General features: G+C 49.3%; 9 protein-coding genes. All 9 read right to left on the bottom strand.

Annotation, left to right across the window (positions count from 1 at the left end; translation table 11 throughout):
- Window positions 1–28: 28 nt before the first annotated feature.
- Complete coding sequence (locus DW931_RS07585; RefSeq protein WP_107000639.1) at window positions 29–943, bottom strand: S1 RNA-binding domain-containing protein; 915 nt, start codon at window positions 941–943, stop codon at window positions 29–31.
- A gap of 310 nt (window positions 944–1253) precedes the next feature.
- Window positions 1254–3251, bottom strand: a complete 1998-nt coding sequence (locus DW931_RS07580) for a TRAP transporter permease (RefSeq protein ID WP_182429125.1) — start codon at window positions 3249–3251, stop codon at window positions 1254–1256.
- A gap of 41 nt (window positions 3252–3292) precedes the next feature.
- Entirely contained in the window at window positions 3293–4441 is a 1149-nt protein-coding gene (locus tag DW931_RS07575) for a TAXI family TRAP transporter solute-binding subunit (RefSeq protein ID WP_243015215.1), read from the bottom strand.
- 276 nt (window positions 4442–4717) lie between these two features.
- Window positions 4718–6070 (bottom strand): NADP-specific glutamate dehydrogenase, encoded by a 1353-nt coding sequence (gene gdhA / locus DW931_RS07570; RefSeq protein ID WP_107000640.1) that lies wholly within the window; start codon window positions 6068–6070, stop codon window positions 4718–4720.
- Window positions 6071–6504: 434 nt separating this feature from the next.
- A complete protein-coding gene (gene gltS / locus DW931_RS07565) occupies window positions 6505–7692 on the bottom strand; it encodes a sodium/glutamate symporter (RefSeq protein ID WP_118626942.1) in 1188 nt (395 codons plus the stop codon).
- A gap of 154 nt (window positions 7693–7846) precedes the next feature.
- Complete coding sequence (locus DW931_RS07560; protein ID WP_022359963.1) at window positions 7847–8692, bottom strand: DNA-binding domain-containing protein; 846 nt, start codon at window positions 8690–8692, stop codon at window positions 7847–7849.
- Window positions 8693–9973, bottom strand: coding sequence for an ATP-binding protein (locus tag DW931_RS07555; RefSeq protein WP_118293841.1), 1281 nt, complete (start codon window positions 9971–9973; stop codon window positions 8693–8695).
- 307 nt (window positions 9974–10280) lie between these two features.
- Complete coding sequence (locus DW931_RS07550; RefSeq protein ID WP_233430209.1) at window positions 10281–11429, bottom strand: NAD(P)H-dependent oxidoreductase; 1149 nt, start codon at window positions 11427–11429, stop codon at window positions 10281–10283.
- A gap of 36 nt (window positions 11430–11465) precedes the next feature.
- A complete protein-coding gene (locus tag DW931_RS07545; RefSeq protein WP_107000643.1) occupies window positions 11466–12722 on the bottom strand; it encodes a lactate dehydrogenase in 1257 nt (418 codons plus the stop codon).
- Window positions 12723–12783 lie beyond the last annotated feature (61 nt).

Below are 12783 nucleotides of genomic sequence, written 5' to 3'. Positions count from 1 at the left end.
TTCAATTTTCCCTCTCCTTTACTGCTATTTAGTCAAATTTAAAGCCCTTTAACAGCTCAGCAAACCCGGTTGTCGCCTCGCCTGACTCATGATAATTAAATACTTCCTCTTCCGGCGCTTCGTCCGGCTCTACCTCTTTCATGCTAAGGCTTAGTTTGCCATTTGCGGTAGACAGGATTTTCACCGTCACTTTCTGTCCCACCTTTACGACTGCACCCGGATTCTCCACGCGCTTTTTACTCATCTGGGAAACGTGTACCAGTCCGCTTAAGCCATTTTCCAGCAGAACAAACGCGCCGTATGGCTTGATTGTCTCGACCGTTCCTTCCATGATCGCGCCGGTCTCACAACGCGCAATCCGGCTCTTCTTCTCCGCATCCTGTTTTTCTCTCGCCAACTCTCTGCCGGACAGGACGAGACGTTTCTTCTCCTCATCCGCCTCAATCACCAGCACCGGAATCTTCTTTCCATTCCAGCTGTCCAGATCCTCGACATACGCTGCATCCAGTCTCGACGCCGGTATAAAGCCGCGCACGCCTTCCACCATCGCAACCGCACCGCCGTTTACGACCTCGGAAATAGTAACCTCAAGCGGTGTGCGCTCATCGAGCAGCTGACGGAAATGTTCCCACGTCATCCTGTCATTCGCCTCCTTGCGGGATAAAACGACATTGCCCTCGCCGTCGTCGGTCTGAATTACCGTTGCCGTGAGCAGGTCGCCCGGCTGAATCTCTTCTTTCATATTAAAATCCGGATCATTGCTCAGATTCTCACGGTCAATCACGCCCTGAGCAAAATATTTCAAATCCACCAGCACCTGGTCGTCCGTCACTGCAACAACCGTGCCAGTCACAATATCGCCCTCATGCAGACGCTTGAAAGACGCCTCCAGCTCCTCGGCATAGTCCTCCATTGTCTCTACCAACTCTTTATTCTCATCCATCCTGGTATTTCTCCTTTCCGTTCCTTCTACACTCTTTTGGGTGGCAAAACTCTATTGACTATTTAACCATATTCCACCCGATATTTCCAGAGTGAATTTGTGAAAATTATCTTAAAATCGATTCGCTACCGCCCGATTCACAGCCTCTGGTTTGCAAACATCCCACCGGAAACAAAAAACATACCTTGCTGAAACCGCCCGAAGTTTCCTATGCCACAAAAGACCGCACATGCCTGCGCCTGTGCGGTCTACGTTTACACACACTTCACATCACAGTTTACACGTTATGTAAACTGCAATGCAAATTCATTCATCCAACACCCGTCTCCGCATCTTTCTCCAATCCATGGTTCTTCTGCCAGAATGTCACACCGCCAACCAACACAAGTCCCAGAAGATCCGTCCATGCGCCCGGATCCATCATGCACAGACCGCCCACGATCAAAACCAGCCGCTCTACAACGGACAGCCATCCAAACAGAAAACCGTTAAGCGCCGCCGCAATCCCGAAGATACCGAGCAGCGAGGTGATGCAGATCTGCACAACCTGCAGTGCATTCGTGTCGATGAATACCATCGCCGGGTTAAATGCCAGAATATACGGCACGATAAAAGCGGCAACCGCCAGCCGCGTCGCATTGAGCGCCGTTTTCATCGGAGGCGCTTTCGCGATCGCGGAACCCGCATAAGCTGCCAATGCCACCGGCGGTGTGATATCCGCCACGATTCCGAAATAGAAAACAAAGAAATGCGCGCAGACCAGATTGATCCCGATCTCCGGTGCAATCAGAATCGGCGCACAGGTCGCCGCCATAATACAGTAATTTGCCGTCGTCGGAACGCCCATGCCAAGCACGATACAGCATAACATCGTCAGGAACAGCGCGATCAGCGGTTTTCCCTGGGAAACTGCCACAATTGCCGTGATCAGCTTCGATGCCAGACCGGTCGATGTGATACATCCAGCCACCAGCCCCGCCATCGCACAGGCAACCGCCACCGTGATCGTGCCGCGTCCGCCTGCCTCCAGCGCATCCACAATCTTTTTCAGCGTGATCCGGTTATTCCGGTTCAGAGCACCGACCGCAATCGCGGCAAAGATCGCTACCGACGCAGAAAACTGCATCGTAAATGTATTTGTCGATACCAGCACCACCAGCACAATCAACGGTACCAGCAGATAGATCTGTTTCATCAGCACCCGCATCTGCGGCAGTTCCTCCCGCGGAATTCCACGAAGTCCCAGTTTCTGTGCCTCCAGATGCACTGCGATATAAATACCCGCAAAATACAGCACTGCCGGAAGAATCGCTTTCAGCGCCACCGTCGCATACGGCACGCCCATATATTCTGCCATCAGGAATGCTGCCGCGCCCATGATTGGCGGCATGATCTGCCCGCCGGTCGAAGCAGCCGCCTCCACTGCTCCGGCAAATTCCGGGCGGTAACCACATTTTTTCATCATCGGGATCGTGACCGAACCCGTTGTGACAGTATTTCCAACCGAAGATCCCGATACCATCCCGCAGAGCGCCGAGGAGATAACCGCCACCTTCGCCGGACCGCCCGCCGAGGAACCGCAGAGACAGTTCGCCAGGTCGATAAAGAAATTCGAGATCCCCGTCCGTTCCAGAAACGCCCCGAAAATGATGAAGACCACAATATATTTTGCACAGACATTGATCGGCGTATTCATAACGCCGCTCGTCGTGTAAAATAAATCATAAATAACCTTTCCAAAACGCACCGTCGCAAATGTATATACAAGCAGTGCACCGACCACACAGAGAATCGGGATTCCCACACAACGCCTGCAAAGTTCCATCAGCGAGAGCACCGCCAGAATCGCCATCAGCACCATAACCGGATTCTTCGTGACCCGCGTCGCCAGCTTAATGATCGCATGCGCGTTCGCCGCAAAATAGAAAAATGGAACCGCCCCCACTGCCATCAGAACCCAGTCGTACCACGGCATATGGTTGATGCGTCCGTCTCCCTTCTGAATCGGATAATGCAGATACCCGAGAATCAGAATCATTCCCAGAAACATCGACAACCGGATTTCCGGCAAGGCGGTACTGAAAAGCGTCACATAAATGCTGTAAACGGAAAATAATACCGACAGCCACCGGATGATCGATGCTGGTTTCCCCTGCCAGACGCGCGTGTTGGACTCGCGGTCATATTTTTTCATGACTAACTCAACATCCGCAGCTGTCCCTGTGTCCGAATCGCCCTTTTTCAGGCTTTCACGTTCCAGGTATTTTAGATCTGGTGCCCTGTTTTTCTTTTCCTTCCATTCACCCATTCGTATAACCCCCTTTCATACTTCATTTCTGGGTTTCCCCCTTATTTCACCGGCACCTCCATCCCTTTCTCTGCGAAATAATCCGCTGCTCCCGGATGATACGGAACCGCTGTGACCGAAGTGGCAAATTCAAGGTTCAGCTCCGCTCCCTTCGCATGCGCCGCCTTGATGGAATCCATATTTTCAAAGACGCCATAGCAGAAGTTATAGATATCCTCTGCCGGAACGTCATCGCGCGCCACTACTACCGCACCGACAGCCACCGTCCTGATATCCTCATCCGTTCCATACGCGGACGCTGGGATCGTGTTTTTGCTGTAATATGGCGATTCTTTAATCAGCTGATCCATATGCTCATCGTCCAGGCTGACGAGATACACATCCTTCGTCGCTGCCAGGGAGGTGATTGCGGTCGTCGGTGCACCCGCTACGACAAATGCCGCATCAATCTTGCCATCCTGCAGCGCCTCTGCGCTGTCCCCAAAGGATTGATACGTCGGATTTATATCTTTTTCGATATCCAATCCATATGCTCCCAGCACATCCACCGCATTATAATAGACTCCTGACCCCGCCGCGCCGACCGAAACATTTTTGCCTTCCAGATCGGCTACCGACTGAATCGACGGATCCAGCGTAACAATCTGCACCTGCTCCATATAGAGCGCCGCCACGGTCGAGAAATCAGCAACTTTTCCATATTCTTCAAAGAGATTCGTACCATTGTAGGCATATGCCATGACATCCGACTGCACAAATCCCAAATCCGCATCATGTGCATCCAGCGCCTCGATATTTGCCTGCGAACCGCCCGATGTGATCGCCGTCACCGAAGTGCTGGTCGATTCCCCTATCTTTCCTGCAAGCACGCCGCCAAATCCATAATATGTACCCTGATCGCCTCCCGTCGTGAAAATGAGGCTGGTTCCGCCATCCTTTCCGCCCTTTTTCGTGTCTGTCACCTGCGCAGCGCCAGCCCCACTCTGACTTTCTTCCTGTCCGCCTGCTGTGTTACCGGCAGTATTCCTCCCGGCTTCATTTTTACCTCCCGCAGATGTCTCTGCCGATACTCCTGTCGTTCCGGTACTGCCGCATCCCGTCAGCGCCAGCCCTGCCGTCATCGCCATGGAAATTGCTACTGCCATGTGTCCCTGCATTCTCGTTTTTTTCGTCTTTTTTGTTCTTCTCATTCTCTCATTCTCCTCCCTGCTTGAACATTTACGTCTTAGATAGACTGTCAAAAATTACCATTACTATTTTATGTGTGGGAGGGAAGAATTATTCCTTGGCACGTTAGTGCCTTTTTGCGTAATAGGGAATTCCAAGGAATTTCCTATTACGCAAAAAAGACCGCTGAGCCGGACTTCCTGTCGCCAGGTTGTCCGAATCAGCAGTCTCTTTATGTAACTGCGTTATGCAATTATATTACTTATACATTCACTCCATATGGTATGGGGAACTACTGACTACCAGCAGATACCCTGAGCCATCATAGCATCAGCAACTTTCTGGAAACCAACGATGTTAGCACCAGCTACCAGATTGTAGCCTAAGCCGTATTTCTCAGCTGCTGCTGCGGAACCATCATGGATACCAGTCATGATCTGATGAAGTTTGGAATCAACTTCCTCTGCTGTCCAGCTGTATCTCTCGCTGTTCTGGCTCATCTCAAGACCAGATACAAGAACGCCACCTGCGTTAACAGCCTTGGACGGAGCTACTACCATGTTCTTCTGCTCCATTAAGAACTTAAGAGCTTCGTTGGTAGTTGGCATGTTAGCAACCTCGATGTAGTACTTAAGGCCGTTAGCAACCATCTTCTGAGCCTCTTCCATACGAACGTCGTTCTGAGTAGCAGCCGGCATAACGATGTCAGCCTTAACGCCGAACGGTTTCTCACCTGGGAAGAACTGTACGCCGAACTTGTCTGCGTAATCCTGAACTTTGTTACGTCCAGATGCTCTCATCTCCAGCATGTAGTTGATCTTCTCTTCAGTTACAACACCTTCCGGATCGTAGATGTATCCGTCCGGACCAGACAGGGTAACAGCCTTAGCACCCAGCTCAGCCAGTTTCTTGCAGATACCCCAAGCAACGTTACCGAAACCAGATACAACAACGCTCTTGCCTTTGATGTCATCGTTCTCATGTTTCATAACTGCTTCTACATAGTAAACAGCGCCGAAACCAGTTGCTTCCGGACGTACCAGAGAACCACCGAAGGACATTCCCTTACCAGTGATAGTACCGTTCTCGAATGCACCACGGATCTTTCTGTACTGGCCATACAGGTAACCGATCTCACGAGCACCTACACCAAGGTCACCAGCCGGGATATCTACGTCCGGTCCGATGTGACGATATAACTCAGTCATGAAGGACTGGCAGAATCTCATAACCTCTGCATCGCTCTTGCCGTTCGGGTCGAAGTCAGAACCACCCTTAGCACCGCCCATCGGCAGGGTTGTTAAGCTGTTTTTGAAAGTCTGCTCGAAGCCTAAGAATTTCATGATAGACAGGTTTACAGAAGGAGCGAAACGTAAGCCTCCTTTGTACGGTCCAATAGCGCCGTTGAACTGTACACGATAGCCACGGTTTACATGAACAGCACCGTTGTCATCAACCCACGGTACACGGAACTCGATAGTTCTCTCCGGCTCAACCATTCTCTCAAGAAGAGCAACCTTCTCGTACTCCGGATGTGCATCTACAACCGGACCCAGAGTGGATAATACTTCCTCTGCTGTCTGAAGGAATTCGGCTTCATGTGCGTTTTTCTCTTTGAGTTCTGCAAGAACTCTGTCAACATACTTGCTCATTGGATAATACCTCCTGATATGTATATAAGTTTGAATAGTTCACTGAACTATGGTTACCACAAATACTTGACGATGGTTTCATCAATCTTGTACATAATTCCCTCTGGTTCCAAATTGTTTTTGTGAACTTTTCTGTTTCTATAATGTATTATATATCATTTCTTCGTCAGAATCAAATAAAAATAGTGTTATAGATGTTATTATTATTTGCTTATGGAGTTATATTGTTCCTGATTATAACTCGGGGATGGACAACGGATGTGCCAAAGCACATTCGGGCGCCTCGCGCGGTCGCTTGCGACATATTTCTGCTTCGTGTGAGTGCGCATCATTGGCACGTTAGCGCCTTTTTGTGTAATAGGGAATTCCAAGGAATTTCCTATTACACAAAAAAGAGGCCTGCCGAAAAGCAGACCTCTTGAAATTCGCATCTATTAGCCCAGGAAGCTGATGAATCCTGTCAGGATAGTTGCGTTAAAAAAGTCGATGAATAAGGAACCTACCAGCGGAACAACCATGAATGCAGTCGGAGCCGGACCATATGCGCCGGTGATTGCCTGCATGTTTGCCATAGCGTTCGGGGTAGCACCCATACCGAATCCACAGAAACCACTGGTCATAACAGCAGCATCGTAGGATTTGCCAAGTACGTTGAATACAACAAAGTTTGCATAGAAGAACATAAGTACTGTCTGTGCAAGAAGCATAACTACCATCGGTACAGCCAGCTCAGCTAACTGCCACAGCTTCATATCGATCATAGCCAGACCCAGGAATACGGAAAGGGAAGCACCGCCCAGTGTGCTGATCTCTTCCATCGGGATCTCTTTGTTCTGAACATCCATGATGTTACGGATGATAGCACCAACTAACATTGCGCCGATGTAGAACGGGAATGTCATAAGCTTGCCAAGGAACATGGATACGACAGTACCAGCACCGATAGCAACAATTAAGTACAGAAGACCGTCAAGGATTCTAGCGGAATCGATTGCACCAGTCTCATCTGTCTCTACAGTCTCAGTCTTAGTAGCTGCCTCAGCAACTGAGGAGAGTTTGTACTTACGGATCTTGGCAGTTGCAATAGGACCACCGATTACGCAGCCTGCAACCAGACCATAAGTAGCGGAAGCGATAGCTACAACGCTCGCATTTGCTACGCCTAATTCCTCAAGTAACGGTCCGAAGGAACCAGCAGTACCGTGACCACCTACCATCGGGATGGAACCGGTTGCCAGACCCAGACGAGGATCCAGACCAAATACGCTTGCCAGACCAGCACCCAGGATGTTCTGAAGAACTACCATAACGACTGACAGAGCCAGGAATATAACGGTCTGAACGCCGCCCTTCTTCAGCATACGGAAAGATGCTGTGAAACCAACGCTACAGAAGAACGCTACCATGAATACGTTTTTAAGTGTCATGTCGCAGGAAATTTCCAGAATGCCCATGCCTCTTACGATGGTATGAACGATTGCATAAAGGAAACCACCAACTACAGGTGCCGGAATACAATACCGACGAAGAATAGAAATTTTAGCTACCAGAATACGTCCCAGTAACAGTACAAGTGCCGCAACTGCGGTTGCCTGATACATATCAAGCTCGATTGTCTTCATACAACTACCTCCAACCTATTTTTTTTCTTGCTCGCAGGTGTATAATACTGTAGCCCCGACAAAAAACTACAAGATCCATCATAAAAACATAAAATTTTTATAACATTTTTTTAACTTATGATAAACAGATTGGAAATTTTTGTAAATCTACCCGTTATACCTCACGATCTACCGCCAGCATCAGGCTGTCGATGAACTTTTTGATGCTGACTTTGCCGCCGTAACGGCGTTTACCGCGGATGTGATCCATCTCTGCCCGGATTTCCTCGAATGGGAACAGGGTGCTGGAGTATGCAGTAAAGGTTTCATTCATGAAATCCTCAATACCCAAATGTGCCAGGTTCGACATGCCGACCGCGATCGCACGGCGGACACGCTGCTCCATGTTCTTCGGCGCATCGCTCAAAAGCTCGCAGAGCTGACCGATGCTGACCTGGGAGATCGGGCGTCCGTTGTTGTGCAGATACTCGCAGATCCGAAGGATATCGTCGCCGCCCTTCTCGCCGGACATGCCGAGACGGTTTAAAATGTAAAGCACCTTTCTGCCGTAACCGTCATCTTTTTTCTTCTCCTTCGGCATATCCGCGATCTCTGCCATGAACATTTTCTTAATATTCGTCAGTGTTTTCTCATTCTTGATCTGCTCATCCACATTACGGATGACCGATTTTACCTCAATGATATTGATTGGCTTGCTGATGAAGAACTCAATGCCCGCATCGTATGCCTTGCCGATCAATTCTTTTGCCGCCACCTGGGAAATCATGATGCATTTTGCCTTGCAGCCTCTTTCCCGCAGTTCGCGCATGACCTGAACACCGTCCTTTTCCGGCATCAGGAAATCAATCAGAACCATATCCGGATTCTTTGCCAGGATATCATCCACATCCGCCGGCTGTCCCTCTGAAGTTCCGCAGACAATTCCCAGATCATTATCTTCAATAATATCCTGCAGGACGCTGATCACTGACATATCATCTTCAACAATATAAATCTCCATTTACTCTATTTCCTCCAATTTCGCTATCGGTATCTCAATATGGAATTTCGTTCCTCTTCCCTCTTCCGAATCCACTGAAATACTACCTTCAAACTGCTCCTCTACCGCGTTTTTCACACCGCAGAGCCCGACGCCTCTATATATATTGCCGGTTTTTTCATCAAACTTCGTTGAATATCCCATATTGAAAATCCGTGGGAGATGTTTTTCTGAAATTCCCGGTCCGTCGTCCGCTACTTCAAACACATAATTGCCATCTTTTTTGTACTCCCGAATCCAGATCATCCCACTTTTTTTCGTCGATTCGATCGCTTCCACCGCATTTCCTACCAAATTTTTGAGAATCGTCATAAGCTGGTAGTGTTCCTGCGTCATAAAATTGTCCCGGCAGTCAAACATCAGACGGATATCCAGCTTTTTCTCCGCCATGGTCCGGTAGGTGGATGATTCCAGAATCCGAAGAAGATCCTGCAGGCTCATCGTTTCCTCGTTCGACTCTTCCTCGATCGCCTCTTCAATGCCCTGAATGATGCGGATGTAATCTTTCTTGATCTCATGGACATCCCGCGCTATCTCAAGTCCCATCTGCTGCATTTCCCGTGGAAGATCCTTTTCCAGAATCTGCTCATAGAGCTTGTATGCATTGCTCATGACGCGCTCGATCTCCTCGGTGTTCTTATGCATCAGGTAAATCTCAGTCTTGAGTCCCGTCGTCATAAGAAATAACCGTTGATAACGGCTCTCATGATCCGCTTTCGTAAGAAGTAGCCGGTACTGCTGTTCTCCGATCAGTGCCAGTGCCACAAAAAGCGTGCGGACTGCAGCGATCATAAAAAGCTTTTGAATCATATCCGGTCCCGGCATCGCATTGTTTTTCAGAAGCGCTGCCAGAAAATTTTCGAATATATTCGAGCATAAGTCACAGAAAAATGCCGCCGCAATCACATTTTCCAGATTCGCGATATGTTTATTCCGGATCTGCAGCTTGAACATCATGCCGTACACGATATAAAAGAATGCTCCGGGCATCGCAAGCTGTACCAGCATCTCGGATGGCATTCCCTGCAGATAATATATCACAATTCGGAATAAAAAAACAATGATCGACGTCACCGTACAGATCGTCATCGTGTGAATCTGACTTCCGACTGTCATAATCAGCACCGGAAGCAGGATAACCGACGCTGACACACGGAAATTGTTGACAAATACGTTCCAATAAAGCTGCGAAGTTATCGCTATGATAAAGCCTATCGCTAATGTTCGTCTCCAGGATTTCATTTCTGCCTTTCTCCCTCTTTAAATAGTACAATTTCACATAGCTTTTAGCCTGAGTAAAACAGTTTTTGCATATTTATATAGTATACTTAGTTTCATGAAATCTGTAAAGAATTTTATAGCAGATGTGAAACTCTCGTTACTGTTCACACACGTGTGCCCAGCAACGGGATTTTGCCGATGCTACGCATTCCAAATCGGCAAAATCTGCTGCCGGAACTGTATCGTACGGAATTTTCAGTTCAAAAAATTCCTACCTGTGAACAGTTACAAACTCTCCCAGTGACGCTGCCCTGCTTATAACGCCTCTTTACCTATATAATAGCGTCTCCCGGATTCTCTCCGCAAACGCATTCATCCGTTCCTCAATCCCCGGCAGCTGCATCGCTGCCCCGGCATTGTTTGCCGTCTCCATCATCGCAAAGTGCCCCGGCAGATAGAAGGTTTTGTTCATATTTAACGCCGCGATAAGCTGTTCCGCCACGATATCGCTTCCGGAATAGCCCGACACAACCACCGCAAACAGCGCTTTGTCATAAAACCGCGTCGTCCGGAACAGCGAAGTCAGGCGGTTGATGAACGCAGTCAGGTTTGCCGACAGCGCATCGTTGTAGTTTGGACAGAGCATCACGATGGCATCCGCCTCGCGGACTGCCGGATAGACGTCCTCGACCATCACTCCACCGTAGAAGCAGCTTCCCTGCTCGCCAAAATGCAGGCACATCTTGTACGGGCATCCGGCGCAGTCGGAAAGCGTACCGTTTCGAAGCCCTATCTCCCGGATCTCCATCTCCGGGAGCTGTTCTTTCACCCGGTCCCAGATCGCGTAGGTGTTGGAGGTCTTGTGGCTTGACGCGTGCAATACCAATACTTTCGGACATTTTTTCCTGACGCAATCCGTTCCCAGTACTTCTTTGACCAGCCCCGCTGCGCTCTCGCGGTATGCCCCCATCAGATCGGTTCCAAGATTATTGGAAACGATCGTGTAATTGGAAAGTGTCCGCGTGCCCTCGACGAGCGGGCGTCCCACGAACGCGCAGCCCGCACAGTTAGCGGCAAATACCAGATCCTTCGCCGCCGATTTGGAATAGAGGTCATTTTCACTGTCCACCAAAAGTCCGCCGACAAAACCGTTCAGAAAATCCGGATGTTCCCGCAGGAAACGAATCAGACGGTAAAGCTCCAGGTTGATGCCAGATGTGCCAAGGGGCACGGCAAACAGGATACGTCCCTGGACTGGATTTTTTCGATTCTGTGTCTTCTCCAGGCGCCTCCATCGGTTTACATAATCTTCAAAAGCACTGATTTCCATCGCTGTCTCGTAGGCGTAGCCGTCCAGCGCATAGGATAACACCTCCGAAAGGCGCGCATCCGCGCCTTTTTCCTCCTCGCGCAGATGGACGAGGAGGAGAGGCATTTCTTCTATATAGATATCTCCTTCTGAATTTGAATGAATCATTTATTTTCGCTTCCTTCCTGCGATAAGACTCATCGATCAGACAATCCTTTTCAGATTTTCCTCCGCCGTCACAATCCGCTCATACAGCGCATCCGGCAGTGGAAGAATTTCTGTTTCCAGACCATATTCGGTATAACGGTTTTTCACTCCCATGAAGATACCGCCCATGAAGACGGAACCGCAGTGCCATTCGCCGCGCATCATCAGAATCAGGGAGATTGCGCCGGAGGAATATGCCGGTGCGATAAACGGCTTGAAACCGATCGCGCGCATATGCAGGTTTGCCGTTACCGTCAGCTGGGTCAGTTCTTTTGAAAGCGCATCGTTGTAATTTGCAATGGAATCTGCGATGACGAGATCCTGTCCATGCGGTCCGAAGGAACGTCCCTCGGTCAAAAACTGTGAAAATCGTCCGTCGCGCTTCGCATAATAAGCCGCGCGCGCATTCATAACGCCCAGTCCGAAGCCCTGTACCTGTTCCGGACGGAGTCCCTTTAAATCAAGGATGCCGTTTTCGTCCTTGTTGCTCTCCAGCCATGCCGTCTTTGCCAGTGGGTCAACCGGATCGGAGACAACGGCAAATAAGCCCTTGAAATGCTCGGTTCTCGCCTGTCTTGCATACTGGGCAACGATCTTGGAGTTATTTTCAAACTGGTACATCCGCACATCCTTGACACCGGAACCAACCGGCGGGATTCCCTTGGAAGCAACAAATACAAACACATCGCATTTGAAGAGGTCTTCCGGTTTTACCACATCGACCTCCGGCAGCGCGTCATATGCCCACGGGTACGCGATCTGGTTTTCCTCAAATTCCCAGCGTGCGGTCACTTTATCAGAAATATCACAGATGCCGATCGAACTGATGCAGTCGCCGCCCAGAAGATGAAGCCCGGTCAACAGCGTACTTCCGACGTCGCCGATCGCCAGCACATGGACTCTTTTCTTCGTTTTCTGCGGTTTTTCTGCCAAAATAGCCTCAAAATCCGGATGCAGGCGGTTGACTGCACGCATCACGTCCTGAGTGATCGCGGCTTCGACTGCCTCGTCAAGCTCACAATTTTTCTTTGCCGCCTGCGCTTCCAGCTTCCGGCTGCTCAGCCAGGAAACATTCTCTGCCTCCTGGAATAAAAGCAGCGGCGAGTTTACCTTAAAAGAATCTCTTCCGGTTCCCAGCTCGCGCTCGAATAAGAATGTGAGCGGCGTGCCCGGGTGCGGCATTTCTGCCTTTTCGTATGATAAATTTCCATTGAAGGAACAACAGATTTTATCTCCAATTTTATAATAGTACATATTGCATACCCCCTGCTCTTTTTTGATATCTTATATGATATTATTTTTCTGTTCCAGTAAT

Source organism: Clostridium sp. AM43-3BH (assembly GCF_003479985.1).
Classification (GTDB): domain Bacteria; phylum Bacillota; class Clostridia; order Lachnospirales; family Lachnospiraceae; genus Otoolea; species Otoolea fessa.
This window is presented reverse-complemented; position numbering and strand designations above follow the sequence as displayed.

What these genes read in the sequence shown, in the direction of transcription:
- DW931_RS07585 (WP_107000639.1), bottom strand. Translation starts at nt 943, where the DNA reads ATGGATGAGAATAAAGAGTTGGTAGAGACAATGGAGGACTATGCCGAG.
- DW931_RS07580 (WP_182429125.1), bottom strand. Translation starts at nt 3,251, where the DNA reads ATGGGTGAATGGAAGGAAAAGAAAAACAGGGCACCAGATCTAAAATAC.
- DW931_RS07575 (WP_243015215.1), bottom strand. Translation starts at nt 4,441, where the DNA reads ATGAGAAGAACAAAAAAGACGAAAAAAACGAGAATGCAGGGACACATG.
- gdhA (WP_107000640.1), bottom strand. Translation starts at nt 6,070, where the DNA reads ATGAGCAAGTATGTTGACAGAGTTCTTGCAGAACTCAAAGAGAAAAAC.
- gltS (WP_118626942.1), bottom strand. Translation starts at nt 7,692, where the DNA reads ATGAAGACAATCGAGCTTGATATGTATCAGGCAACCGCAGTTGCGGCA.
- DW931_RS07560 (WP_022359963.1), bottom strand. Translation starts at nt 8,692, where the DNA reads ATGGAGATTTATATTGTTGAAGATGATATGTCAGTGATCAGCGTCCTG.
- DW931_RS07555 (WP_118293841.1), bottom strand. Translation starts at nt 9,973, where the DNA reads ATGAAATCCTGGAGACGAACATTAGCGATAGGCTTTATCATAGCGATA.
- DW931_RS07550 (WP_233430209.1), bottom strand. Translation starts at nt 11,429, where the DNA reads ATGATTCATTCAAATTCAGAAGGAGATATCTATATAGAAGAAATGCCT.
- DW931_RS07545 (WP_107000643.1), bottom strand. Translation starts at nt 12,722, where the DNA reads ATGTACTATTATAAAATTGGAGATAAAATCTGTTGTTCCTTCAATGGA.